The 26,018-nt window shown below is 73.4% G+C and carries 16 protein-coding genes; 1 reads left to right on the forward strand and 15 read right to left on the reverse strand.

All coding sequences use genetic code 11. The features are described 5' to 3' along the window. The 3 genes from ACZ4WZ_RS00400 to ACZ4WZ_RS00410 all read right to left on the reverse strand — a co-directional run bounded on the left by ACZ4WZ_RS00400 (position 1) and on the right by ACZ4WZ_RS00410 (position 2,494). On the reverse strand, positions 1 to 660 hold the full coding sequence (locus tag ACZ4WZ_RS00400; protein ID WP_467883670.1) for a DUF5701 family protein: 660 nt from the start codon (positions 658 to 660) through the stop codon (positions 1 to 3). Between the two features lie 71 nt (positions 661 to 731). Further along, positions 732 to 1,559, reverse strand: a complete 828-nt coding sequence (locus ACZ4WZ_RS00405; protein WP_467883672.1) for an ABC transporter permease — start codon at positions 1,557 to 1,559, stop codon at positions 732 to 734. Beyond that, complete coding sequence (locus ACZ4WZ_RS00410) at positions 1,556 to 2,494, reverse strand: ATP-binding cassette domain-containing protein (RefSeq protein WP_467883674.1); 939 nt, start codon at positions 2,492 to 2,494, stop codon at positions 1,556 to 1,558. Before ACZ4WZ_RS00410 ends, ACZ4WZ_RS00405 begins: the two co-directional genes overlap by 4 nt. Before the next feature lie 128 nt (positions 2,495 to 2,622). Here ACZ4WZ_RS00410 and ACZ4WZ_RS00415 point away from each other — a divergent pair, with 128 nt between their 5' ends. After that, entirely contained in the window at positions 2,623 to 3,261 is a 639-nt protein-coding gene (locus ACZ4WZ_RS00415; RefSeq protein WP_467883676.1) for a PadR family transcriptional regulator, read from the forward strand. Positions 3,262 to 3,365: 104 nt separating this feature from the next. On the opposite strand, the gene ACZ4WZ_RS00420 is transcribed toward ACZ4WZ_RS00415, so the two are convergent. The 12 genes from ACZ4WZ_RS00420 to ACZ4WZ_RS00475 form a co-directional block, all read right to left on the reverse strand. Next, the gene (locus tag ACZ4WZ_RS00420; protein WP_467883678.1) at positions 3,366 to 4,250 is read right to left on the reverse strand and encodes a potassium channel family protein; all 885 of its coding nucleotides are present in this window, start codon (positions 4,248 to 4,250) and stop codon (positions 3,366 to 3,368) included. A 168-nt stretch (positions 4,251 to 4,418) separates the two neighbouring features. Then, the gene (locus tag ACZ4WZ_RS00425; RefSeq protein WP_467883680.1) at positions 4,419 to 5,444 is read right to left on the reverse strand and encodes a MupA/Atu3671 family FMN-dependent luciferase-like monooxygenase; all 1,026 of its coding nucleotides are present in this window, start codon (positions 5,442 to 5,444) and stop codon (positions 4,419 to 4,421) included. A 40-nt stretch (positions 5,445 to 5,484) separates the two neighbouring features. Further along, entirely contained in the window at positions 5,485 to 6,543 is a 1,059-nt protein-coding gene (locus ACZ4WZ_RS00430; protein ID WP_467883682.1) for a peptidogalycan biosysnthesis protein, read from the reverse strand. After that, complete coding sequence (locus tag ACZ4WZ_RS00435) at positions 6,540 to 7,616, reverse strand: MupA/Atu3671 family FMN-dependent luciferase-like monooxygenase (RefSeq protein WP_467883684.1); 1,077 nt, start codon at positions 7,614 to 7,616, stop codon at positions 6,540 to 6,542. Before ACZ4WZ_RS00435 ends, ACZ4WZ_RS00430 begins: the two co-directional genes overlap by 4 nt. An 84-nt stretch (positions 7,617 to 7,700) precedes the next feature. Then, complete coding sequence (locus ACZ4WZ_RS00440) at positions 7,701 to 8,507, reverse strand: ABC transporter permease (RefSeq protein ID WP_467883686.1); 807 nt, start codon at positions 8,505 to 8,507, stop codon at positions 7,701 to 7,703. Continuing rightward, the gene (locus tag ACZ4WZ_RS00445; protein ID WP_467883688.1) at positions 8,504 to 9,271 is read right to left on the reverse strand and encodes an ABC transporter permease; all 768 of its coding nucleotides are present in this window, start codon (positions 9,269 to 9,271) and stop codon (positions 8,504 to 8,506) included. Before ACZ4WZ_RS00445 ends, ACZ4WZ_RS00440 begins: the two co-directional genes overlap by 4 nt. Beyond that, the gene (locus ACZ4WZ_RS00450) at positions 9,268 to 10,263 is read right to left on the reverse strand and encodes an ABC transporter ATP-binding protein (protein ID WP_467883690.1); all 996 of its coding nucleotides are present in this window, start codon (positions 10,261 to 10,263) and stop codon (positions 9,268 to 9,270) included. Before ACZ4WZ_RS00450 ends, ACZ4WZ_RS00445 begins: the two co-directional genes overlap by 4 nt. A gap of 1 nt (position 10,264) precedes the next feature. Continuing rightward, complete coding sequence (locus ACZ4WZ_RS00455; protein WP_467883692.1) at positions 10,265 to 11,107, reverse strand: hypothetical protein; 843 nt, start codon at positions 11,105 to 11,107, stop codon at positions 10,265 to 10,267. Next, the gene (locus ACZ4WZ_RS00460; protein ID WP_467883694.1) at positions 11,104 to 13,377 is read right to left on the reverse strand and encodes a lantibiotic dehydratase; all 2,274 of its coding nucleotides are present in this window, start codon (positions 13,375 to 13,377) and stop codon (positions 11,104 to 11,106) included. The genes ACZ4WZ_RS00455 and ACZ4WZ_RS00460 overlap by 4 nt, the downstream gene beginning before the upstream one ends. 1 nt (position 13,378) lies before the next feature. Beyond that, positions 13,379 to 19,015 carry a type I polyketide synthase gene (locus tag ACZ4WZ_RS00465; protein WP_467883696.1) on the reverse strand — a complete coding sequence of 1,879 codons (5,637 nt, stop codon included), beginning with the start codon at positions 19,013 to 19,015 and terminating at the stop codon, positions 13,379 to 13,381. Then, on the reverse strand, positions 19,008 to 22,661 hold the full coding sequence (locus ACZ4WZ_RS00470; RefSeq protein ID WP_467883699.1) for a condensation domain-containing protein: 3,654 nt from the start codon (positions 22,659 to 22,661) through the stop codon (positions 19,008 to 19,010). Before ACZ4WZ_RS00470 ends, ACZ4WZ_RS00465 begins: the two co-directional genes overlap by 8 nt. Then, positions 22,658 to 25,852: a non-ribosomal peptide synthetase gene (locus ACZ4WZ_RS00475; protein WP_467883701.1), complete on the reverse strand. Its 3,195-nt coding sequence runs from the start codon at positions 25,850 to 25,852 to the stop codon at positions 22,658 to 22,660. The genes ACZ4WZ_RS00470 and ACZ4WZ_RS00475 overlap by 4 nt, the downstream gene beginning before the upstream one ends. Between the last annotated feature and the right edge of the window lie 166 nt (positions 25,853 to 26,018).

The following is a 26,018-nucleotide window of genomic DNA, read 5'->3' on the forward strand; positions in this document are numbered from 1 at the left end:
TCAGGGCCGGCGGCCCGTGGTGGAGGCGAAGCCGAGCCAGGTGTGGCGGTTGTTCCACCAGCACCAGCCGACCTTGGGGGCGCCGCGCCGCTCGCGGCCGTCCCGCCCGGTGCCGTTGCTGATCCAGACCGCCGGCGTGCGGGCGTCCAGAGTGCCGTTGGCCTTGCGCAGGCGGGATCCGATGGTCATGAAGCAGCGGTTGCGCTCCAGGGCCTGCGGCTGCTGGAGCACCCAGTGGATGCCCTCGGTCAGCAGCAGCGGGCTGCGGCCCTCCCCGGTCAGGGCGGGCAGTGCCTCCTCCGGGCTCCAGTTGGCCATGCGGTCGCCCCGGTCGGGTGCGGCGACGAGGTAGAGGGGCGCGTCGGGCAGCTCCACCCCCTGGGGCGCGAACTGGTCGACGTCATGCATGTCGGTGACGACGAAGCCGGGCTTGTCCTGGCGGCGGAGCAGCGGAGCGAGGGCGGACGCGGGGGCCCGGTCCGGGTGGACGGCGAGCAGCACGTCCTCGCCGCCGCCGGCGGCGAAGGCCCGGATCTCGGCGGCGGAGATCCCGGCGAGCTCGGGTACGCCGAGCTCGATCAGGTGCTCGGCCTGGACGGCGAGTGGCGGAAGCGGGGGTACGAGGTCACCGGAAGCAGAGCCGGTTACGGGGGTGGGCACGGGCTTGGGCACCGTACTCCTTCGGTTCGTGGGCGAGGCAATGGACGTTTCGGGGCGGTTCGGAGGGCGGGTCATCGGCTCAGGTCCCGGAAGCGCTTGACCGCCAGGGGGAAGAACACCGCGATCAGGGCCGCCGGCCAGGCGACCGCGAGCAGTTCCGCGTGGGTGGCGGCCCAGGAGCCGCCCCCGGCACCGGGGTTGCCGAACAGGCCGCGTACGGCCGTGCACGTCGCCGACAGCGGGTTCCATTCCACGATCGCGCCCAGCCAGGCAGGCATCGACTGGGGTGCGGCGATGGCGTTGGACAGAAAGGTGACCGGCCAGACCAGGATCTGTACGGCCTGCACCAGTTCCGGCCTGCCCGCGACCAGCGCCAGGTGGATGCCGATCCAGAGCATCGCGAACCGGAGCAGCAACAGCAGTCCCAGCGCCGCCAGGAACGGAGCGAATCCGTGGTGCCAGCGCCATCCGATCGCGTATCCGACCGCGATCATCACGCTGAGGCCGACCGCCGACTGGAGCATGTCGGCGACGCTCCGTCCGACCAGGACCGCGCCGGAGTACATCGGCATGGCCCGGAACCGGTCGATGACCCCCTTGCCCAGGTCCTGGGTGACGGAGAGCATCGTCGCGTCGAGGCCGAAGGCCATGGTCATGGCGAGCATGCCGGGCACCAGGTAGGAGGTGAAGTCACCGTCGACGCCCCGTCCGCCCCCGATCAGGTAGCCGAACATCATCAGCATCATCACCGGGAAGACCAGCCCGACCACCACCTGACAGGGCCGGCGCGCCCAGTGGGCCAGCTCCCGCCTGGTCATCGTCCACGAGTCGGCTGCCGCCCAGCGCAGCTTCGAAGCGCTGCTGCCGCGCGCCGTTCCCACGGTGAGCGTCGCACTCATGCGGCCTCCTCCTTGGTCAGGTGGATGAAGACTTCGTCGAGCGTCGGCCGGCGCACCGCGATGTCCTGCGCCTCGATGCCGGCGGCCTCCAGGGCCCGCACCGTCTCGGTCAGGGCCCGCATCCGGTCGGTGACCGAGGTACTGACCAGCCGCCGGTCCTCGTCCACCACGGCCTCGCCGGGCAGGAGGGACGACGCGCGCCCCAGTTGCGCCGCGTCGTGCAGCACCACGTCGATCCGGTCGCCGCCCGTCATCGACTTCAGCTCCTCCGCCGTGCCCTGCGCGATGACCCTGCCGTGGTCGATCACCGCGATGCGGTCGGCCAGTTGGTCGGCCTCCTCCAGATACTGCGTCGTCAGCAGGACGGTCGTACCGCCGTCCACCAGCGAGCGGACCGCGTTCCACACCTCCGTGCGGCCGCGGGGGTCGAGTCCGGTCGTGGGCTCGTCCAGGAAGAGCACCTGCGGCCGGGAGATCAGTGACGCCGCGAGGTCGAGCCGGCGCCTCATGCCGCCGCTGTAGTGTCTGACGGCCTTGCCGCCGGTGTCCGCGAGCCCGAACCGGGCGAGCAGCTCATCGGCCCGGGTGCCCGCGCGGCGCGCGCCGAGGCGGTGGAGCCGGCCGAACATCTCCAGGTTCTGCCGGCCGCCGAGTTCCTCGTCCACCGCGGCGTTCTGGCCGAGCATCCCGATCCGCGAGCGCACCTCGCCGGCCCGGGTCCGTACGTCGGCTCCCGCCACCTCCACCCGTCCCTCGTCAGGGCGCAGCAGCGTGGACATGATGCGCACGGCGGTGGTCTTGCCGGCGCCGTTCGGACCCAGGACCCCCTGGACCGTCCCGGCCTCGACGGTGAGGTCGAGGCCGTCGAGCGCCTGATTGGCCCCGTACCTCTTGCGCAGGCCTTCGACGATGATCGCCGGATCACGGTCGGACAATGCACCCTCCCCCTTCTCGTCAAACTTGACTACCTGCCGAACAGTACGAGCTCCCGAAGAGTTAGTCAAACTTGATTACTCGGGGACTACCGATAGGCTAGTCAAAGTTGTCTTGAAGGGAGACGCCCATGTCAGCGATCCGGCTGCTGGTCCTCGGCGCGGTCCGCCAGCACGGACGGGCACACGGCTACCAGGTGCGCAACGACCTGGAGTTCTGGGGCGCCCACGAATGGTCCAACGCCAAGCCGGGCTCGATCTACCACGCGCTCAAGCAGATGGCGAAGGAGGAACTCCTCCTGGCGCACGAGGTCGCACCGAGCACCGTCGGCGGCCCTCCCCGGGTCGAGTACGAGGTCACCGACGCGGGAACCGAGGAGTACCTCACGCTGCTGCGCCAGGCCCTGACCTCGTACGACCAGAAGATGGACGTGCTCTCCGCCGGCGTCGGGTTCATCGTCGACCTGCCGCGGGACGAGGCCGTCGCGCTCCTCAAGGAGAGGATCGAGCGGCTTCAGCAGTGGCGGTCCTCGGTCACCGAGTACTACACGCCGGAGAACGGGCCCGGCCAGCTCGGCCACATCGGGGAGATCATGAACATGTGGCTCCACTCCGCCGACAGCGAAGCGGCATGGACCCGCGGGCTGATCGGCCGGATCGAGAACGGCGCCTACACCTTCGCCGGCGAGGGCGAGCCCTTCGTGGCCGTGCTCGCCGAGGGCGAGCCGAACCCGTACGCCACAGGACCCCACCCCGAGGACCTCCACTAGATCCTGTCTGAGCGGTCGCCGGCCCCCGCACTGACACGGAGTGGCGCATGGGGCGGTTTTCCGACCGGCGTTCGCACCGTCCCCGGAGCGTGGAACCGCGCGGGTCAGTCGCCACCCCCGGCGTGGCGGCCGTGGTCGCTCGCGAAGGACGCGAAGACCTCGCGCGCCGTACCTCCGACATGCAGGAAGCGTTCGTCGAGGATGGCGCCCAGGTCGTCCAGCGCCGCCCGCAGCACCGCGGCGGAGAGCCGGACGTCCGGGTGACGGGCGCTCGCCGCCTGGTCCGCCAGGTTCAGGGCCCAGGTGATCTGGCGGGCCAGGGAGGTGCGGTCGTCCCCGTCGTGGAAGTAGTAGGACTCGGCGTACTGCTGGAAGTCGACCGACACCACGGAGACGGCCCCGGCCAGGCCGTCGAGGACGGCCGCGCCCGCGTCGGCGTCGATCTGCTCCGTCGAAGGATGGGTACGGGCCAGGTGCGAGATCCTCAGGGCGAGGGCCCGGCGCCGGGCGAGGGCGGGGTAGATGCCGAGGGTCCAGGCCACCGTGGCGCTGAACAGGGCGAAGCCGGCGATGGCCTCCACGGGGGCGAGGATGCGCAGCCACCCCTCGGCGGGTGCGATGTCGCCGAGGCCGAGGGTGGAGATGTGGACCAGGGAGACGTACAGGGCGTCCGGGAAGCCCGCGTGCTCGGCGGGGCGCAGGCCGGGGGCGTAGGTGAAGGCCTGGGGCATGTGCGGCCAGTAGACGAGGGCCCATCCCACGACCGCGGTGAGGGCCCACACGGCGACGACGACCACCATCGCGACGGGGCCGGCCAGCCCTGAGGGCCGGCTACGGCGCAGCCGCAGGCGGGAGGACAGCCGCCAGAGCGCCGTCATGACCAGACGACTGAGGCCACCGTGGCGCGTGGGGTGCCACAAGGTATGGAAGACGTCCCGCAGGACGACCGACACGAGGACCGCGCCCGCGAAGGTGATCAGCCAGTTCATCCCGGTCGCCTTCCCCCTCATGGCCTGCTCGGCCCACCGCGGGAGCACTCACGGCCGATCGCCCTCACATGCCGTGTTCGCTCGGGCACACCGCGGATCCGGTCAACGATCGCATCACCGGCGCCGGGATGCGAGCCTCGACACCCCTCGGCAGTGACAACGGATTCGTCAGCCGCAGGCGCGGCGCACGGCGTCGAGGTGGACGAGCCCGTCCAGGACCTCGTCCGTGTCGCCGACGAAATCGATCAGGCAGGCTATCTCGTCGACGCCGATCGCTTCCATCCTGCGGACCACGGCCAGCGCGTCGTCCACGGTCCCGAAGAGGCCGCTGGTCTCGAAGTACCGGTTGAAGGACTGCTCGACGAGGAAGTCGATGTCCTCAGGGTCCAGGTCCCCATCGGGCTCCGGGGCGGTCCCGGTGCGTGCGGACAGGTTCACCGAGCTGCGCAGATAGTCGCTGAAGGGCTTTCGCACGATGCCGCGTACGGCATCGCGGTCGGTGCCGACGAAGGTGTGGAGCATCAGAACGACGTGGCCGTCGCCCTGGTGGGCGTCGGCGAAGGCGCGTCGGTACTCCGCGACACCGCGGGTGAGGTCGTCGACGTCCTGTCCGAGCAGGTGGGTGAGGAGGCCGACGCCCAGGCGGCCCGCCGCGCGGAACGTCTCGACGCTGCCGGAGGTGGTGAGCCAGACCGGCAGTTCCGGCTGCACCGGCGGGGGGAAGGTCCGCACCCGTACCGGCTCTCCCGTGCCATCGGTGAGGTCGACCTCCTCGCGCCGCCACAGCCGCCGGACGGTGTCGACCGTTTCGGCGGCTACCTGTTTGCGGTCCGCGTAGTTCTCCGGGCGCAGTGCGAAGTCGGTGCTGTGCCAGCCCGACGCGAACGACACTCCCACGCGTCCGTGCGAGAGGTTGTCCACGACCGCCCATTCCTCGGCGATCCGTACGGGCGAGTGCAGCGGGGCCACGACGCTGCCTGCCCGGATGGCGACGCGCTCGGTAACGGCTGCCACGGCGGCGCTGGTCAGCGCGGGGTTGGGGTATCCCCCTCCGAACGGGTGGAAGTGCCGTTCGGGGGTCCACACCGCGGTGAAGCCATGGGTGTCGGCGAAGCGGGCGCCCTCCATGAGCATCCGGTAGCGGTCCTCGTCGTCCTGGGATTCGTCCGCGAAATAGAAAAGGCTCAGGTCCATCGGGTTCTCCACGGTGTAGGGCGTAGGGCGGCGGCTCGGGTCACCGGATGAGGAGCGTGTGCAGCTCGTCGACGGTGCAGCCCCGGGTGGTCTTCGTGTCGATGGAGTGGGCGCCTACGTGGATGCGCGGGATCCGCCGCGCGATGGCGCGTGCCACCGGCTCGTAGAAGACCATGTTGAAGTAGAGCGGTTCCCGGTCGGTCCTGGCGTAGTCGCAGCCCCAGCACCGGATGACCCACGCGTCGTCGTGCTCCCAGATGACGCAGGCTCCGAGTGCCCGGCCGCCGGAGCGGGCGACCAGGGCGAATCCGCTGTCGTCCATGGCGAGGCCGAGTCCGGTGAGGTAGAACTCGATCTGCTCCACGGTGGTGGACCGCGCGTAGCGCTGTTCCACTTGGTGGACGAGCGGCGCGATCTCCTCGCAGACGTCCAGGACCGGTTCCTGGGTGACGACGATGCCGCTGTCCAGGAACCGGCGTCGTTCCTTGCGTATCCCGGCGCGGCGGCTGCTGGCCAGGGAGGCGACGTAGGCGTCGAAACTGTCCCAGGTGACGTCCAGCCCGGCGACGGGTTCGGTGTGCACCAAGGCCGTTTCGGCCAGGCCCGCTTCGGCCAGGGCCGCGGTGGCCAGCGATCGCTGTGCGGCATCGGCCAGGGGAAGCAGCACCGCGGCGGCGCCGTCGTGTGCGGCCAGGGACAGCGCGTGCTCGAGCAGCAGGCGCGCGCAGGTCTGCCGCTGCCGCGGGGACAGCGTCGCGGAGACCGCGAGCTGGTTGGCGGTCGCGCCGGGCGCACCGAGCAGGTGGACCGGTTCCCCGTCGCGCCAGGGGCTGTTCCGCGGGGTGAGGGCCGGTGGGAGTGGTGCGGTGACGCGGTAGACCGGCAGGACGGCTTCGCACCGTCCGTGGGCGTCGCGGGCCCGGAGGTACCGGACGGTGGTGCCGCGCAGGGATTCGGCGAGTTCGAGGCGTGCCAGCTCGGCGATGTAGTGCGCGGTCCCGCCGGGGACCGCCAGGCCGCCGAGGAGGTCCGCCTCGATGTCCTCGATGGCGTCGGCCTGCTCGATCCGCCAGGTGTGGTGGGGGGCCGGCGCGGTCACCGGAACGCCCGGCCGAGTTCGGCGATGCGGGGGACGGAGGCCAGGGCGAGCTCGGGTGCCACACCGAAGTCGATCAGGCAGGCGATCTCGTCGACGCCGAGTTCGGCGATCTTCTCGGCGGCGGCGGTCGCGTCGTCGACGGTGCCGAACAGGGCGTAGTGCTCGTAGTAGTGGCCGAGGGAGCGCTGGACGATCTCGTCGACGTCGGCGGCGCTGAGGGTCGCGGGGTCCAGTGAGGCCGCGCCTCGGCGCAGCGATCCGGCGATGAGGCGGAAGTTGCTCTTCAGGTAGGCGGCCAGCGGGCCGGTGACGCGTTCCCCGGCCAGTTCCCGGGTGGTGTCGAGGTAGGTGGGAACCATCACGACGACGTGGCCCGACCAGGAGTTGCCGCTGGCGCGGCGGACCGCCGCCCGGTACTCGCGGATCTTGTCGGCGAGGTCGTCCCGGTCCTGTCCGAGGAGGTACGTCAGCAGGCCGACGTTGAGTTCTCCGGCGGCCCGGAACGTCTCGGCGGAACCCGCGCTGGTGAGCCACATCCGGGGGAAGGTCTGCACGGGGGTGGGGTGCGCGGTGACCTGGACCTGCCTGCCGCCGCCGTCCTCGGCGGTCAGCGGGTCACCGCTCCACAGCCGTCGGACCTCCTCCATGGTCTCGGTCACCCGTCGGCGCCGGTCGTCATAGGCGCCAGGCCGCAGGACGAAGTCGGTGGCGTGCCAGCCGGAGGCGAAGGACATTCCGGCGCGGCCGCCGGAGAGGTTGTCGACCACGGACCAGTCCTCCACGATCCGGATCGGATCGTGGAGGGGGGCGACGATGCTGCCGGCCCGGATCTGCACCCGTTCGGTGACGGCGGCGATGGCGGCGCCCGCGAGGGCGGGGTTGGGGTAGAGGCCTCCGAAGCGGTGGAAGTGGCGTTCGGGCGTCCACACCGCGCAGAGCCCTTCCCGGTCGGCGATCCTGGCGCCTTCCAGCAGGAGGCGGTACTTGCCGGTGGCGGTACCGGCCGGGGGCCCGCTCCGCGCCGGGGGCTGCGCGGTGTCGTCGTCGGCGAAGTAGAACAGGCTGAATTCCATGGGGTCTCCCCCGCGGGGCCGAGGTGGCCGGGCGGATGGTCGTCGGGGTGGAGGGGGGCACGGCCGGGGGGCGTGGCGTCGGCGTCAGTGCACCGCGTCGAGCCCTCCGCTGCGCCGGCCCCGTCCGATCAGGAAGGCGAGCAGCAGGGCCGCGGCCGCCAGCCAGCCCACGGCCACGGCGGCCTCCAGGGCGAGCTGTCCTGCGACGTGTGCCGTCGGGGCGCCGTCGAGCAGGCCGCGCAGCGCGCGCAGGGCATGGGTGACCGGGAGCAGGCCGGCCAGTGCACTGATCGGCGCGGGCCAGAAGGAGGCGGGCACGTTCACGCCGGTGAACGCCATGAGCAGCAGGTACGCGACGTTGAGCGCGCCCCATCCGGCGTTGGGATAGCGCATCACCACGGCGCCGATGAGCGCGCCGTAGCAGTACGCGGAGAAGCAGGCGGTCAGCACGATGGGGACGATGGCCGCCGTGGCGGCTCCCGGCAGCGGGATGCCGAAGACGGGCACGATGAAGGCGGCCACGACCATGGAGCTGATGAACCCGCTGACCGGGTTGTTCAGGCTGCGGCTGAGCAGTGCGACGACGGGGTCGCCGGGGGCGGCGACGAGTTGGGTGAGGGTGCCGTTCCTGCGGTCGCGGACGATGGACAGGACCGAGGAGGTCGATTCGATGGTGCCGACGGCGACGATGTTGCCGACCGCGAGGTAGCGGACGGTGTCCTGGTCGCCGACCACGGTTCCGATCGTGGCGAAGAAGACCACCTGGAAGACCAGGCGCAGTCCCCAGCCGAAGAACCAGGACTGCAGGGTGTACTGGGAGCGGTATTCGGCGAAGCCGAGGAGGGCCGCGTTCCCGGCGATGCCCAGCCGGGAGGTGAGGGCGTTGTTCATGCGGCCATCACCCGTCCGGTGGTGCGGATCCGGTTGAGCACGGCGCGGGCGGACCACACGCCGGCGGCCAGGGTGCCCGCGCCCAGCAGCAGGATCGCGGTGATCTGGCCCAGGGGGTTGTCCATCGGGTCCGGCCCGGCTGCCGCGCGCAGCAGGTCGGCGCTCCAGGACAGGAAGATCACCCGGGAGAAGGGCTGTGACCACTCCGGGAGTGCGGCGATGGGGACGAAGACTCCGCCGAGCACGTAGACCGGGTAGTTGAGCGCGTTCTTGAAGGCGAGGGCGGTGCGTCCCAGGACGAAGACCGTGGCCATCACCGTGGAGGTGGCGGCTGTGGCCAGGCAGGTGGCGAGCAGCCCGGCCAGGAACCAGCCGGGGTGCGCGAAGGACAGATCGGCGTCGAAGAACAGTGCTGCGAACGCCCACGATTCGGCGAAGCAGACCAGGCCGAGGACGCCGACCGCGGCGCAGCGGCCCAGCAGGTTCGCGAAGAACGACGCGGGCGCGGAGAGCACCACGTCCAGGACGCCGCTCCAGCGGTCGGCGTCGATGATGTCTCCGGCCAGCATCAGGGACAGCGTCCACATCCCGGCGAGCGCGGGTGCCAGGGCGGCTTGCTGGTCCAGGTCCAGGCGTCCGCCGTGCCGGGTGATGGAAAGGAAGATGAGGACGTGGAAGGGGAGTGCGATGACGATGGAGACACGGCCGATCGCGCTGCGGAAGAGCGCCAGTTGCAGCCGGAACGCCGAGGTGAAGACCCTCATGCCGACACCTTCAGGCCGCGTTCGCCGAGCATGTCCACGTAGATGTCCTCCAGGCTGGGGCGGCCGGTCCTGATCCGGGTCACCCCGGCCTCCACCAACAGGGCGAGCACGTCGCGCGCGGCGGGCCCGTCGCTCAGCCGGATCCGGGCGGCGCCGGCGGCGGCGGGCTCGACGGAGGCGACCGCGCGGTGGGCGGCGATCTCCGCCAGGACGTGGCCGGGGGCGTCCTCGACGTCGATGTGCTCATGACGTGACATCAGCTTGCTGAGGGCTTCGGGGGTTTCCGTGGTCAGGATGCGGCCTTCGTTGATCAGGGTGACGCGGTCGCACAGCTCTTCGGCTTCGGCCATGTCGTGCGTGGCCAGCAGCAGGGACCGGCCTTCGTCCTTCAGGACGCGGACCAGGTCGCGGAAGGCGCGGGCGGCGACCGGGTCCATGCCCATGGTGGGTTCGTCCAGCACGATGAGGCGGGCCTGGCCCACCAGGCCCCGGGCCAGGTGGAGGCGCTGCTTCATGCCCCGGGAGAAGGTCTCCACCTTGACGTCGGCGCGGTCCGACAGTCCGAAGCGGTCCAGCACCTCGTCGACCTGCCGCCGGGCCTCGGCGCGGTCGAGTTTTTGCAGGGCCGCCCAGTAGCGCAGGTTCTGCCGTGCCGACAGGCCCTGGTAGAGGCCCCGGTCGCCGCCGAGTACGAGGCCGATCTCCCGGCGCACTCCGGCGGCCTCGGTGACCACGTCGTGGCCGTAGACGCGGACGGTGCCCGTGGTGGGGAGCAGGGTGGTGGCCAGGATCTTGACGAGGGTGGTCTTGCCCGCGCCGTTCGGGCCGAGCAGGCCGTGCACCTCGCCCCGGCCGACTCGCAGGTTGACGTCGTCGAGGGCGACCCGGGTGGTGCGCGGGCCGCGCCAGCCCCGGGTCTCGTAGACGCGTCGCAGGCCGCGGATGTCCACCGCGTCGGCGTGGGGATCGGGGGCGGGGGGTGTCTGCGGCATCTCAGGTCCTTCCGGGTGCGGGGCGGTGTGCGGCGTCGCGCAGCAGCCGGGACAGCGCGCGGCCCACCTCGGGGCTGCGGAGCAGGTCCTGACGGGGGATGTCGAACGCGTGCCGCCGGGCGGCGTGGCGGGCGGCGGCCCCGGGGGTGGAGGAGGTCACGGCGATCGGGCCGCAGGTCCAGGAGGCGTCGGTGGTGAGGTGCGCCGCGACCAGGTAGGCCAGGAAGTGCTCGAACCGGTCGGCGGATTCGGCGGCCAGTTCCTCGCCCAGCTCCGCCCGGGTGAAGGCACGGTTCGCCAGGTCCCGGTAGAGGCCGGCCAGGCGGGCGGCGGCTTCCACGGGGTCGGCCGAAGGAGCGGCGGCGTCCTGTGCGCGGCGCGTCGCCCTCGCCAGCTCGTCAGGGGTGAGCTCGTCCGCCAGTCCCTCGACAGCCCGGGTGAACTGGGCGTGGAAGGTGCCGGTTCCCGGCAGTTCGGGGTCGAAGAGGATCACCAGGGGCGTGGTCGGCTGGGTGGTGGCGAGCCGCGCCGCCAGGCCGAGCGCCAGCGGGCTGCCCATGCAGTATCCGAGCACGGCGCGGACCGGCGCGGGGCGTGCGGCCGGCGCTTCGGCCCACGGGGCCATGTACGTCTGGGGCTCCAGCGCGGTGCGGTCCCGCAGACCGGTGGCGGGGGGTACGGTCTCCAGCACCGTGTACGGGGTGTCCAGGTGCGCCACGAGTTCGGGGAAACCGGCGTCCGTCCTGCTCTGGCCGAAGTCCACGGCGAGCACGGTGCCCGGTGTTCCTTCCGCTTCGGGGGGCGCGGCCTCGGTGAGGGTGCGCCAGCCGGGCGTCTGCGTCATCGTGCTTCTCCTTCAACAGTCATGGTCACCGGCCGTGGCGCGGTACCGTCCACCGCGACCAGGCGGAACTCCGCGGTGCACTGCCCGTCGTCCTGGTCGTCGAGCCACAGGTCGCCCGGGCCGGGCAGCATCTCCCCCAGGTCGAGGCAGACGTCCTCCTCGGGGAGGGCTGCGGCGAGCCTGAGTGCCCGTTGCAGGTTGCGGACCAGCAGGGGGGCGTCCAGGTCCACGTAGAACGGCTTCGGTTCCGCGGGAGTGCGGGCGAAGACGTGACGGGGAACGCCCCGCGCCCGCAGGCCGGCCGCCAGGGCCTCGGCGGACCGGGCGCCGTGCAGCGCGGTGACCGGGATGCGCCAGCTCTCGCGGCAGATCACCATCTCGTCCAGCAGCACCCGTGGCCCGTGGGCGCCCCGGGGGCGGATCTGGAACCGGTTGACCACCAGGGCGGTCAGGAACTCGCCGAGCACCTCGGTCACCGGCGCGCACCAGGACCTGTCCGGGGGCTCCACGACCAGCTCCCCGTCGGCCTCGCGGACCCGCAGGGCGGTCGCGGGCCAGGAGACCGCGCCGCCCGGAGCTCCCGCGTCTCCGCCGAACGACCAGTACGCGTACGCGCCGGGCACGTGGACCGCGAGCGGCGGGTAGGTACGCGGGGACACTTCCGGCGAGTCGTTCGGCTGCAGGGCCAGGACCCGGCCGCCCGCCATGTCCTGCGCGACGGTGTCGCGCAGTTCGTCCCGGTCGTCGGCCTGGGTGTGGAAGACGCGGCTCTCCAGGGTGTTGAGCGCGACGTGCAGCTCGCCCAGGACCCAGCGCGCCGGGCCGTCCGGTCCCCCGGTCCGGGCCAGCATCACGTCGGGGCTGTGGTACCGGGCCCCGGACCAGGCGGGGGCCCGGTGCGGGAAGAGCGCCGCGGCGAGCGGAGCGAGCTCGGTGGTGCTCAGCCGTATTTCGCGGTCCGGCCCGGCACCCGCCGGGCGGGGTCCGGTGTCCAGCAGTTCGGCCCAGCGCAGCCGGAAGTCCTCCGACACCTCGTCGATGACGGTGCCCGGCGCTCCGGCGAGGACGTCGGCCACCCCGAGGTACAGCTCGCTGAGCGTGACCTCCCGCGAGCGCCCGCGCAAGGTGCGGTAACGGTCCCGGACCCGCTCTTCCACCGCTGCGGCGGCCTCCGCCGCAAGCCATCGCGAACTGTCCAGCAGCAGGGCCAGCGGCCCTCGCAGCGCTTGGGTCAGATCGCCGCCGATGGTCACGTCGAGGTCGCGGCGGCTGTCCTGGTACAGGTAGGAACGCCCGTACAGGGTCTGCTTCTTCTCCCTGTTTGCCGCCCGGCCGGTCGCCTCGCTCAGGTAGCCGCCCAGGTCCTCCAGCGCCCGGTGGGTCGCCAGGGCGTCCCCGGCCGCGCCGGCCACCGTGTCCCGTCGCCGGTCCAGCTCGCGCAGCTGCCCGAGCGGGCCACGGCTCGCCAGCGGGTCGGGAATCCGCTCCAGCTGCTCGCGCAGGCGGCGTTCGGGATGCTCGTCCAGCGGCACGGTGAACCCGACGGCCAGCACGCCGGCGCGGCGCAGCCGGTCGAACTCCGCCGCGACCTCGGCCTCCGGGTGGCCGTCGCCGACGGTCGCGCGCACCGCCGGGCCCGCCACGCCGTGCGCGCCGACGGCGGTGAGCAGGGCCGCGGTGACGCCGGTGGCGGATTCGGCCGGGCGCCAGGGACGGCGGATCACGGCGCCGTCGAAATGGACGGCCGGGTGCACGCGCACCGGCAGGTGAGGTGCCAGCAGCGGGTCGTCGCACCACGCCTCGGCCAGGGTCTCCAGCGCCCAGGTCTCGAAGTGGGTACTGCGGTGGCGGATGCCGCCGGTGCCGGTCTGGCGCAGACCGGTCGCCCGCTCGTCGAAGCGCGCCCAGGCGACCGGTCCGAAGAACCCGATGGTGTCGTTCTTGGCGCAGTACCGCTGCGCGTAGCGGGCCAGGAGCGCGTCCCGCTTGCCGCCGCGCTTGAGGTCGTGGCCGTCCCGGCGTGCGGTGGCGTGCCGGGCGACCCAGTTGCGCACGGCGGCAGGGTTCTGCCAGGCCAGTGCCTCCAGGTACCGCTCTTCGGAGAGGAACCGGCCGGGGCCGGAGCCGTGGGCGGCGAGGTCGTCCAGCCAGTTGAACGGCATGCCGGCCCCGCGCAGGGCCGACAGGCGCCACATGCGCCAGCCGGGGGCGAGGCCGAACAGCGGGTCCGGCGGCTTGCCGGTGCCGGTGTCCGGTGCGGTGTCCGCCATCTCAGCGGGCTCCCCTCGTGCGGAGCTCCGTCGCGAGGGTGCGCAGCGTGGGGTTGTCGAACAACGCCCCGATGCTCAGGTCGAGCGCGTAGTGCTTGCGGATGTGCATCATCAGCTCCACGGCGGTGAGCGAGTTGCCGCCGAGGTCGAAGAAGTTGTCGTCGGGCCGGATCGACTCCGTGCCCAGCGCGGCGTTCCACAGCTCCCGCAGCCGCTCCTCGACAGCATCCGCGCCGGTGGGCTCGGCTGCCGGAGCCTGTGCCGGGGCCGGGGACGGCGCCGCGGACGGCACCGGGCGGGCGGGGGCAGGGCGGGGAACGGACGGGGAGACCGGGGCGGACGCCGCCGGGGCCGGCGGCACCGCGCGCCCGACGGGGACGGGCATGACAGGCACGGGCGCCGCGGGCGGAACCGGCATCGCCGGCACGGCGACCGGCATCGGCAGTCCGTCACGGAACGGCGCGACCGTCACTTGACGCGGCGTCACGGAGTCGAGCAGGTCCAGGAGCAGCCGGACCCCGGTGTCGGGGTCGATGCCGGACTGCGCGGCCGGCGCGCCGTCCTGCCGGACACCGGACGCCGCGAGCGGGACGTCCGCCGTGGCGGTCGGCCCGGTGGCGGTGGCATCGGCGGCGGGCGGTGCGGCGACGGCCGGCTCGGCGGCCCGGAGGAAGGTGGCGTCCTCCACCCGGCGCATCGTGAACCCCTGGATCTCGGCGAGCACCGCGCCCTCCTCCGACAGCAGCGTCACGTCGGCGACGATCAGCCCGTCCGCGCTGTCCTGGCGCCGGATGTGGCTCAGCAGCCGGGCGGGCAGCGAGGCGGCGTAGAGCGTCAAGGAGCGGTACATGAACGGCAGGTGGAACGTGTCGCGCTCCGGGTCGCGGGCGTGGGACGTGGCGCAGTCCAGCAGCGCGGGGTGCAGGGCGTGGTCAGCGGTCTCGTCCGCGAAGACCTCGGGCAGCGCCAGGCGGACCAGGTGCTCGGCGCGGTCACCGGGGACGCTGTCGAGGGTGACGACGTTGTTCCAGCGCGGCCCGAGCGAGAAGAGCCGCTGCGGCTTCTTGCGGCCGGCGGCCGGGGGCCGCCGGACCGTGTGCCGGGCACGCAGCGCTGTGAGGTCGGCCTCCGTTCCGCCCGCCCGCGGCGCCTTCCCGGTGGCGCTGCCGGTGACGTGGACCTGCCCGCCGGCCGCGGAGCGCGAGGCCACCGTGAAGTGCCATTCCCCGTCGCCGGAGTCCGCCGGTTCCCAGGAGATCTCCACCTGGCAGCTCTCCTCCACGACCAGCGGCCGCAGGAAGACTACGTCCGTCAGACGGACCGGGTCGGGCCGGCCGTCGAGGCACTCGGCCCGGAAGGCCCGGACGACGAGGTCGAGGTGTCCGGTGCCGGGCAGTACGGCCTGTCCGTCGATGCGGTGCTCGTCGAGCGCGGGGCACTGGGCCGGGATCAGCTCGGTGCTCCACACCCGTCGCGCGGTGGCGTCCGGTCGCGGCCGGCCGTCGCGGGCCGCCAGGGCGGGCACCGCCATGCCGACGGTGTTCCACGCGGGCCAGTTGACGCTCAGCATGCGGCAGCCGGGCAGCAGCGGGGTGCCGGTGAAGGCGTCCAGGAAGGCGTTGGCCGCCGCGTAGTCACCACCGCCCCGCAGGCCGGCGACCGCGGCACGGCTGGAGAAGGAGACGAAGAAGTCGAGCTGCGGGCGGTCGGCGAACAAGCCGGCGAGTGCCACGGTGCCCTGCACCTTGGGTGCCAGGACCGCGCTCGTCTGCTCGCGGTCGCGGAACGCGAGCATCCCGTCACCGGCGACGCCGGCCAGGTGCAGCACCCCGGAGACCGGTCCGAAGCGGGCCACGGCGACGTCCGCGGCCCGGCGCAGCGACCGCGTGTCGGTGACGTCGCACGCGAAGACCCGGTACTCGGCGCCGGACGCGGTGAGTTCCTCCAGGTCGGCCACGAGGCGGGTGGTCCGCGCGTCCCCGGCGGCCAGCAGCCGGTCACGTTCCTCCCCCTCGGGCAGGCCGTTGCGGCCCAGCAGCACCAGGCGCGGTCGCAGCCCCGTCCGGGCAAGGCCCTTGGCCACCTCCATGCCCAGGCCGCCGAGCCCCCCGGTGATCAGGTACACGCCGCCGCGCCGCAGTGCGGGCCGGGTGCCGGGCACCGGGTGGTACTCCCGCTCGGTGCGGTGCCAGCGGCGGTCGCCGCGCAGGGCCACCACACCGGGGAGCTGCCACTCGCCCAGCTCGGCCACCAGGGCGTCCTCGCCGGTCCCGGCACCGATGTCCACCAGCTTGCACACCACGCGCTCGTCCTCCAGCGCCAGGGTGCGCAGCAGGCCGTGCGTCATGGCCTTGACGGGGTCCACCGGTTCCGCGCCCGAGACGTCCGCCGAGTTCTCGGTGAGCACCATGACGGCGGGCATTCCGGCGGCGCCGGCGTGCCGGGTCCCCTGCTGGGTGAGCGCGACCAGGCTGTGGAAGGCGTCGTCCAGCTGGCCGGGCACCGTGGCGGAGGTCGGGCGGGTCCAGGGGGCGAGGGTGAGGGCGTGCACCAGGACCCGGGGCCAGGTGCCACGGGCGGCCAGCGTGCGGAACATCCGCTCGAAGTCCTCCGGCGTTCCCGGGCGGACCCGGAATCCCGCACCGGTCTCCTCGTAGGCGTCACCCGGCTGGACGCGCGTGACGCGCAGTCCGGCCTGCTGCAGCGCGAGCGATATCTCCAGTGCCCGGCCGGGATCGGCGGGCAGCAGTGCCAGCGCCGGGACGTCCTTCGGCGGCCGGGGCGTCACCGTACGCGGTGCGTCCGTCCACGACAAGGTGCCGAAAGGGGAACCGGCGGCCGGCGGCTGCCCGTCCCCGTCCGGGGCGGGCAGTCCGCCGGGCTGCTCCACCGGGGCTGCGGAGTGCGCCGTGCCGGTCCGGGGACGCTGCTCGTCGGTCGCGGGATCCGGGGCCGCCGTGCCGGCGCTGTCGCGCGGGGCGGGGGCGTCGGCCCAGTGCCGGGACAGCTGGTAGGGGTATCCGGGGAGGGGGACGCGCCGGACGGGCTCGTACTGGCCGACGGCGTCCCAGTCCACCTCGTGGCCCTCGGTCCAGATGACCGCGAGCGCCTCCATGACGGAGCGCCAGTCGGCGCCGTCACCGTCACGGTCGTCGCGGCGACGCGGAAGGGTCGCGACCGCCGCGTGCCGGTCCTCGGCCATCTCCGGGTACCGGACGGCCAGCGAGGTCAGCGTGCGTCCCGGACCCACCTCCAGGAGCAGGTGGTCCCCGTCGCGGAGCAGCGCTTCCAGCGCGGGGCCGAAGTGGACGGGGTCCGCCACCTGGCGGGCCCAGAAGGCGGGCGTCACAGCCTCCTGCTCGGTGACGGTCCGCCCGGTGGCCGCGGAATGGATCGGCAGCTTCGGCGCGCGCAGTTCGACGCCTTCGAAGGCGCGCTCGAACTCCGCGGCGGCGGCCTCCATGAGGGGGGTGTGGAAGGCGTGCGAGGTCAGCACCGGGCGGCTCGCTATGCCTTCGCCGCGCAGGACCTCCGCGAAGGCCTCCAGCGCGGGCAGCGGTCCGGCGACCACCGTCTGCCGGGGGCCGTTGACGACGGCCACGGTCAGCTCCGCCGTCATCAGGCGCCGCACCGTGTCGGCGGGGGCCGCCACGGCGGACATGCCGCCGGGCTCCGCCCGTTCCATCGCCCGCACCCGGGCCGCCACCAGTGCGGCGCCGTCGGCGAGGCTGAACACCTCCGCGACGGCGGCCGCCGCCAGTTCACCGATGCTGTGGCCCAGCAGCCCGCGGGGACGGATCCCCCAGGCCAGCCACATCCGGCTCAGCGCGTACTCCACGGCGAACAGCAGCGGCTGCGCGAACGCCGTGTCCCGCAGGTCGTCGTCGCTCCCGGCGGAACGCCACGCCTCGCGCACCCCCAGGCCGTGCCCGTCGAGCAGGTCGAGGCATTCGTCGAAGGCGCGGGTGAACTCCCGCTCGGTGCCGTACAGGCCGCGGGCCATTCCGGCGTGCTGCGCGCCCTGCCCGGGCAGCAGGAACACGATGCCACGGGGCACGGCGGCACCGGGTCCCAGAACGGGCTGCCGCCCGTCCAGGCCGGTCAGGGCCGCCACGGCGGTGCCGGCGTCGGCGGCGACCACCGCCGCACGGTGCAGGTGGGCGGTGCGGCCCGCCTGGAGGGTGGCGACGCTGTCGGCGAACGCGTCGTCGCCACCTGCCAGCAGGTGCCGGGCGAGCCGGTCGCGGTAGGCCTGCTCGGCCTGCGGGCTCTTGCCCGACCACACCACGAGCCGCGCGCGGCCGTCGAGTGCGGTCTGCGTGGGCATCGGCCCCTCCTCGACGATGGCGTGCACGTTGGTTCCCCCGATTCCCAGGGAGCTGACCCCTGCCAGCCGTGGCGCACCGGCCGCGCGCGGCCACGGGGTGAGCTCGGTGTTGACCCGGAACGGCGAACTCTCCAGCCCCAGCTTCGGGCTGGGCTCGGTGCAGTTGACGCTGGGCGGCAGTTGCTCGTTCTCCAGCGACAACACCACCTTGATCAGTGCTGTCACCCCTGAGGCATGACCGAGGTGCCCGATGTTGCCCTTCACCGAACCGATCGCGCAGCTGCCCGGCTCCAACTCGCCGTCGGCCAGCCGCTGGTACGCCTGGGTGAGGGCGGCGACCTCGATGGGATCGCCGAGCGGGGTGCCGGTGGCGTGCGCCTCGACGTAGGAGATCTCGCGGGGAGCCACGCCCGCCATTTCCATGGCTTCCGCGACGACCGCGGACTGGCCGGTCACGCTGGGCGCGCTGAATCCGATCTTGCCCGAGCCGTCGTTGTTGACGGCGGTGCCGCGGATGACGGCCCGGATCGTGTCACCGGCCGCGAGGGCGTCGCTGAGCCGCTTGAGCACCACGACGCCCGCTCCGCTGCCGAAGATCGTGCCGTTGGCGTCCTTGTCGAAGGGGCGGCAGTGGCCGTCGGGCGTCATCGGGCTGCCCGGCGCCCACCAGTGCCCGTGCCCCAGGGGGAACTCCACGTCGGAGCCGCCGGCCAGGGCGATCTCGCATTCACCGTTGCGCAGCGCCTGCGCGGCCAGGTGCACCGTCAGCAGGGAGCTGGAGCAGGCGGTCTGCACGGTCATGCTGGGGCCGCGGAAGTCGAACTTGTACGAGACCAGGGTGGCCGCGTAGTCCGAGTTGTTCAGCACGCCCACGGACATGCCCGACGCGCTGCGCACCGTGCTGTGGTCGGCACCGGCCAGCAGGTCGACGTACCGGTTGACGCCGACCGAGCCGAATACGCCGACGTCGCTGATGCGCTCCGGGTCGTAGCCGGAGTTCTCCAGCGCGGCGTGCGCGGCCTCCAGGAAGATCCGGATCTGCGGGTCGGTCGACGTGGCGTCGCGCGGCGACAGGTCGAAGAACCGGGCGTCGAACTGGTCGACGTCGGGCGCCAGAGCGACCGCCTTGACGTAGCCGGGATCGTCCAGGGCCTCCGGCGGTACACCGGCCGCCGCCAGCTCCTCGTCGGAGGGGAAGTACACCGACTCCCGGCCCTCGCGCAGGTTGCGCCAGAAGGCCTCGGTGTCGCGGGCGCCGGGGAACCGGCCGGCGAGGCCGATCACGGCGATCGGCTCCAGCTGATCATTCATGGGTGCTTCGCCCCTCAAGGTGAATGCGTCGGCGGATCGCCCTGCGGCGTTCCGCGGCGTCGTGCAGGTTGGCGGTCGTGGCACCGGATGGGCGGTGCGGTGTCCGGGTCTCTCCGGCGCTCCGGTCGGACAGGAAGCGCAGCAGGGACCGGGGACTCGCGTGGGTGAACAGGTCGGTGACGGTGAGCGGGCCGGGCAGCTCGCGCCGCAGCGACTCGTGCAGCCGCAGCAGGGAGATCGAGTCGAGCCCGACGTCGAAGAAGTTCTCGTCCGGGCCGACGTCCTGGCCGACGAGCTCCCGCAGCCGCCCGGCCAGGACCGCAGCGGCCGGGTCGTCGGCCTGCGGGGGTCCGGCCCGGCCGTCGGACGGCCCGTCGGCGGGCGCTCGTCTCCCCTGCGGGGCCCGGGCGGCGGTCTCCTGCCGGAGCCCCGTGCCCGCGGTGACCACCTTGTGGTTGGCGTCCATGCGCACGTCACCGGTCAGCGTGATCGACGAGGGGACGGCCAGCGGCGGCAGCCAGGCCGACAGGTGGCCGCGCAGCCCGGCCACGGTCGGCGCGCTGCCGTCACGGGGCACCACCCACAGGGTGAGGGCACCGTCGGGGGTCAGCGCCGCACCGGCGTCCCGGACGTCGGCATGGCGCCGGGCGGCACTTTCGACCTCCTCCAGCCCGACCCGGTAGCCGTTCACCGAGACCTGCCGGTCGGTGCGCCCGTCCACGTGCACCCGGCCCGACGGGTCGAGCCGGCCCAGGTCGCCCGTCCGGTAGGTGCCCGCCGCCGGGCCCGGCGTCCCGTCCGGCCGCGGTGCGAACCGCTCGCCGGGCCCGGTGCCGTCGAGGTAGCCGGTCGCCAGCAAGGGTCCGCGGACGAGGACCTCGCCCCGCTGTCCGACTCCGGCCGGCCTCCCGTCCGGCGCCAGGACGACCAGGTCGGCACCGGCCGCGCCGGACCCCACCGGGAGGGCGGCCTCGGCGGGCAGTGTGGCGGCGACCGGGGCGTAGCGCGCGGCGACCAGGTGGGCGGAGGCGATCTGCGGCGTCTCGGTGGCTCCGTAGGCGTTGACGACGGCCGCCTGGGTGAAGGCCCGGATCCGGTGGGCCTGGCCCACGGTCAGCGGTGCTCCCCCGGAGATGACCAGGCGCAGTGCGTCCAGGCGCAGCGCGGGCCGCTCCTCGTGGGCGGCCGCCAGGAGCTCCAGCAGGGCGGGGGTGGCGTGCAGCAGCGTCACCGCGCTGCCGTGCAGCAGGTCGAGGAGGCGTGCGGGGTCGGTGCGCACGTCGGCCGGCGGCAGCACGACCGCACCGCCCGTGCGCAACGGTACGAACAGATCGCGCAGTACCGGGTCGTGCCCCAGGCCCGACAGCAGCACGGTGCGGTCCGCGGCCCGGGTTCCGTACGTCCGGCCGTACCAGCTCAGCGCGGTCTCCAGCGCCCCGCGCGGCACTTCCACCGCCGCGGGCGTGCCGGACGTGCCGGAGGTGAACAGCACATGGCTCGCACCGGGCAGCGTCCGGGCTCGCGCGGCCCCGGCCAGCAGCGTCGGCGGCCGGTCCGGGCCGTCGTCCAGCCGCAGTGTCCGCGCGGGCCGGACGATGTCGCGGCAGGCGGCCAGCCGCTGCTCCGGCAGCGTGCCGTCCAGCAGTGCGGCGACGGCGCCCGCGTGCCACACGGCGAGCAGCGCCACCGGAAGCCACACGCCGCGTACCGCCTCGACGGCGACCACGGCGTCCGGCTCCACGCCGTCGGCCACCAGCCGGGCGGCGAGCGTCGTCACCTGCCCGGCCAGCCAGCCGTACGGCAGGGCCGTGCCGTCGGCCGTCAGGAGCGCCGTCGCCGAGGGGTGCCGCGCGGCCACGGCCAGCACCTGGCCGGCGAGACCGGGCTCCGGTGCGAGGCGGGCGCGGGCGGGCGATGGCCGCCGCCGGGCGGCCCGGGCGGCACGGGAGCGCTGGGTGACCAGGCTGAGGTCGGCCAGCGGGACGTCCGCGCGTGCCAACACCTGGTCGAGCACGGCGGTGCACTGGTCGGCCAGCTCCTCGGCGACGTCGGCGGGGACCCGGTCCGTGGCGCGCACCAGATCCAGGCGGTAGGCCGGGCCGGTGCGGCGCAGGTAGAAATTGACGTCGAACAGCGCGGCGAAGCCGGGGACGTCCACGAGCTCGACGTCCAGCCCGGTCATCGACGGCGCGGGCGCCACCTGGCTGAGGTCGTTCACCCACACCTGGAAGAGCGGATTGCCCGTCGGCCGGGTCGGCACGCCCAGCGCCTGGACGATCGTGTCGAAGGTCGGCAGGCCGTGCTCCAGCGCCTCGACCTGGCGCTCCCTGACGTGCTGGAGGAACGCCGGGAAGCCGGCGTGACCGTCCACGTCGAGCCGTACCGGCAGGCTCTCGACGAGGAACCCGACCAGGGCGTCGTCGGCCGAGCTGCGCCGCCGCGAGGCGGGCATTCCGAGCACCACGCCGGAGCGCCCCGACCATGCCGCCAGCACGAAGGCCACACAGGCCAGGACGAGCACGGCAGGAGTGACCGCGTGCTCGCGGGTGAACGCCTCCATCTGCCGGGTGCGGTCCGCGCCCAGGGGGCGGGGGTGCGTCTCCCCTCTGAAGGTCGGCCGGTCCGGTCCGGGCAGTCGGAACGGCAGGTCGCTGTCGCGCGGGGCGTCGGCCAACCGGCCCCGCCAGTACGCGAGATCGGCCGTCCAACGGGATCCGCCCACCGCGTCGCACTCGGTCTCGGCGTGGTCGGCGAACCGGGGGGCGGGCGGCAGCTGCGGGGGTTCGTCGTGCGACCTGGCGTTGTACGCGGCCGCGAGGTCGGCCAGCAGCAGGTCGAGCGTGTGCTGGTCGGAGATCATGTGGTGCAGGGACAGGACCAGGACGTTTTCGTCGACCGTCCGCGAGCGCAGCAGCGCCGCGTGCCACAGGGGAGCGCCGGTCATGGCGATGGGGCGCTCGGCGGTCTCCCGTACGAATGCCGCGACAGCGGTTTCCAAGGGGCCCTGAACGGTGCGCACGCGCAGATCGGGACGGACGGCGTCCGCGTAGACCAGTGAGGGTTCGCCGTCGGCGACGCCCGTCGGCACGTCGACCGAGGCGCGCAGGGCGTCGTGCCGGGCGGTGAGGTCGGCGAGCGCTGCCCGCAGCGCGGGCAGGCTGAGGTGCCCGCGCAGCCGCAGGGCGGCGACCACGTTGTACGCGGCGGAGTGCGGGTGCAGGCGGCTGAGCGTCCACATCCGGCGCTGCGAGGGCGCCAGCCGGGACCGGGACCGGCCGGAGGCGGGGAGCGAGAGGGGCCGGTCGGCCCCGGCCGCCGGACCGGATCCGGCCGGCCGGGCGGTGACGAGCTCGCGCAGTCGGGCCAGCGACGCGTTGTCGCGCAGCAACGAGGTGAGGGGGACCTCCACGCCGAAGCGCTCGCGCACCCGTGCCTTGAGCCGGACGGCCGCCCATGAGGTGCCACCGTTGCTGAGGAAGCCCGTGTCGTCCCCGTACGCTCCTGGCGGCAGCTCCAGCAGTTCCCGCCACAGCCGGGCCAGCGCGTCGGCAGCCGGTTCGCCGGTGCCGGTGGTCCCCGGGGCGGAGGCCGTCGCCACCGGCGCCGGCGGCACGCTCTTGCGTGCGGTCTTCTTCTTCCTGCTCACGCCGCGCCACCCCCCGCCGGCGCCGGCCGGGCGGTGCGGCGGGCGACCAGATGGGCCGCGAGCGCGGAGGGGGTCGGCGCGCCGAAGACGTCGGCCAGTTTGACCCGGGTCTCGGTCACCTTCTCGATCCGCCGTACGAGGCGGGCCGCGAGCAGTGAATGGCCTCCGCTCACGAAGAAGTTGGTGTCGGTGGTGACGTCCTCCCGTTTCAGGAACTCGCCCCACAGCGCCACCAGCTGCCCGGCCAGCGCGTCACCGCTCCGCGCGGCGCCCGCGTCCTCGCCGTCCGCGGGTCCGGCGGGGGTCCCGGCCGCGGCATCGGGCACGGACGCGCGCCGGGCCCGGCGGGCCAGGGCCGTCTCCGTCAGCGCCCGGTAGTCGACCTTGCCGTTGGGCGTGGTGGGCAGGCCGCTCACCGGCACCACATCGTTGGGGACGAACGAGGCGGGCAGGACGGCACGCGCGTGGGCCCAGACATCCGGGACGATCTCCTCGCCGCGCGCGGTGTGGACGAAGAGCACCAGCCGCCCGTCGGCCGTCGGGTCGCCCGCGATCACCGCGGCCGCCGCGGAGACTCCGGGGCATCCCGCCATGGCGGCCTCCACTTCGCCCAGTTCGATCCGGTTGCCCCGGAGCTTCACCTGGCGGTCGGCACGGCCCAGGACCTCCAGCGTGCCGTCGTGCCGCCACCGGGCGAGGTCGCCCGTGCGGTAGTGGCGGCCGAAGCGCGGGTGGTCACGGAACCGGTCCGCCGTCAGCTCCGCGTCCCGGTAGCCGAGGCCCACGCCGTCCCCCGCGACGCACAGTTCGCCGCGCAGGCCCGGGGGCAGTTCGCGCCCGTCGGGGTCGGAGACGAAGACGGTGGTGTTGGCGATCGGGGTCCCGATGCTCACCGCACCCGTCGGCCGCGCCCGTACCTCGGCGGCGGTCGACCAGATGGTCGTCTCCGTCGGCCCGTAGACGTTGTGCAACCGGCAGCCGGTGTCCAGCAGCCGGCCCGCGAGGGCGGCGGACATCGCTTCGCCGCCGCACAGCACGTGCCGCCCGGCGAGGCGGCCGCCCGCCTCGTCCACCACGAGCCGCCAGGTGGTCGGGGTGGCCTGGACGACACGGATGTCGTGCCGTTCGACGAGTCCGAAGAGGACGGAGGCGTCGGTGCGGGCCTCGTCCGGTGCGACCACGACCCGCCCGCCGCACGAGAGCGGCAGGAAGAGTTCGAGCGCGGAGATGTCGAAGGCGAACGTCGTGAGCCACAGGACGGCCTCGCCCGGAGCCGCCGACACGGTCCGCGCGAAATGCCCGACGACGTTGGCGAGGTTGGCGTGGCTGAGTTCGACGCCCTTGGGCCTGCCGGTGCTGCCGGAGGTGTAGATCAGGTAGGCACGCTCCCCCGGCGTGGGCACGGTCCCCAGGCCCTCCAGCGGGCCGTCCAGCGGGCCGTCCAGCGGGCCGTCCAGCGGGCCGTCCAGCGGGCCGTCCGGTCCTGGCTCGGCGAACGGAAGGACAGCGCACGGCCCATTGGTCCAGTCCCACCCGCCGCGTCCCAGGAGCACCTTGGCACCGGAGTCCTCCAGCTGGTGGGCCAGCCGCTCACGGGGGTGCGCCGGGTCCAGCGGCAGGTAGGACGCCCCGGCCAGCCATACTCCGAGCACCGCTGCGGCCAGCGCGGCGCCGCGTGTGGCCTCGACCGCCACCACGTCACCCGGGAGCACGCCCGCCGCGCCGAGGGCCGCCCGGGTGGCCTCGGCCGTACGCCACAGCCGGCCGTACGTGACGTCCTGCCCGCCGTCCACGACGGCCACCGCACCGGGCTGCTCCGCCGCTCGGGCGGCGATCGCGGCCAGCACGTTGGCCGGAGCGACGGCCCGCTCCGTACGGTTCGCGCGCTCCAGCACCGCGCGGTCCCGCCCGCTGGACAGCGGGAGGGCGCCCACCGGCCGGTCCGGCTCCAGGCCCGCGGCCAGGATCAGTTCCTCGTACCGCTCCAGCAGCGACCGGACGTCCGCGGCCGTGTGGATCTCCGTGCTGTACACGGCCTTGACGCGCGTCCCCTTGGGCGACGGCGACACGAGGAACTCCAGGTCGAACCGGCTGTACCCGCGGTCCACGTCCAGCGTGCGAGCGGGCTGCCCGCCGACGGTCAGGCCGTCCCCGCCGTCGTCGGGCATGTAGTTGAACATGTGGCGGAACAGCACGCCGCGCCATGATGAGTCCTGGCGCGGGATGTCAGGCAGGACGAGGTCGACCGGCATGTCGGCTCGAGCGACAGCGCCCAGGAACACGTCCTGCGTCGTGTGGACGAGTGCTCGGAAGGTGTCGTCGAGGTCCACCCGCACCCGGCAGGCCAGCGTGTTGACGTGATAGCCGACGCGGTCGCGCGCCTTGGCTCCCCGTATGTCCACCGGCGTGCCCACCACCAGGTCGGGTCCGGCACCGTGCCGGGCGAGCAGCAGGTAGTACGCCGCGAACAGCACGCTGCTCTCGGTCGCCTTCAGCTCCTTGCGCAGCCGGCGCACCACCGACTGCGCCTCGCTGGAGAGTTCGTGCACGATGCGCGCTCCGGCCAGGGTCGGCGCGTCCGGCTCGGGACCGCCGCACCACAGCTCCATGCGGGCGGGGTCCACTCCCGACAGGTGCCGGCGCCAGTACGCGGCGCTGTCGGCGGTGGGCTCCGGTTCCACCAGGACCGGCACTTCGCGCAGCAACTCGGGCGCGGGCGCGGCGCCGACGGCCAGGGCGCTGTACAGCGCGGTGAACTCGGCGAGCACCACATTGGCGGAGCGTCCGTCGAAGACGACGTGGTGCACGACGAAGCAGAACACGTCGCCGGTCTCGCACAGCAGGTGCGCGGCACGCACCAGCGGCTGCCCCTCCATCGCGAAGGGCGTCGCCGCGAACGCCTTGATGTCCTCTTCGAGGCTCTGCGGAGTCGAGCGGATCACCTCGACAGCGATCTCCGCGTCATCGGGCGGAAGGAATTCCTTGCGCAACGCGCCCTGCTGACCGGACCGCCGCGTGCGGAACACGGTGCGCAGCACTTCGTGCCGTCGCATCAGAGCGTCGACCGTCTGCTGAAGGGACCACCACCGCAGCCGCCCCGTCACCTGGACGGCCAACGGCACGTTGTTGATTCCACTCTCCTGCATGATCTCGTGCAGGAGCCACAGCGCATTTTCCTTGGCGGAAGCCATTACGGAACCGTTTTCGTCCGCGTTCCCACTGTCGGGATCCAGCACCTTCACCGTCGCCACCAACCGTCCTGGAAATTCGATCGCTGGCGAGCCTAGGCTCGCCCCACGGCACGGGAAATGACCGGAGGGGCACATCAGGGGGCACCTTCGACTGCCCTCCCGCGAC

Source organism: Streptomyces sp. NPDC029122 (assembly GCF_055569445.1).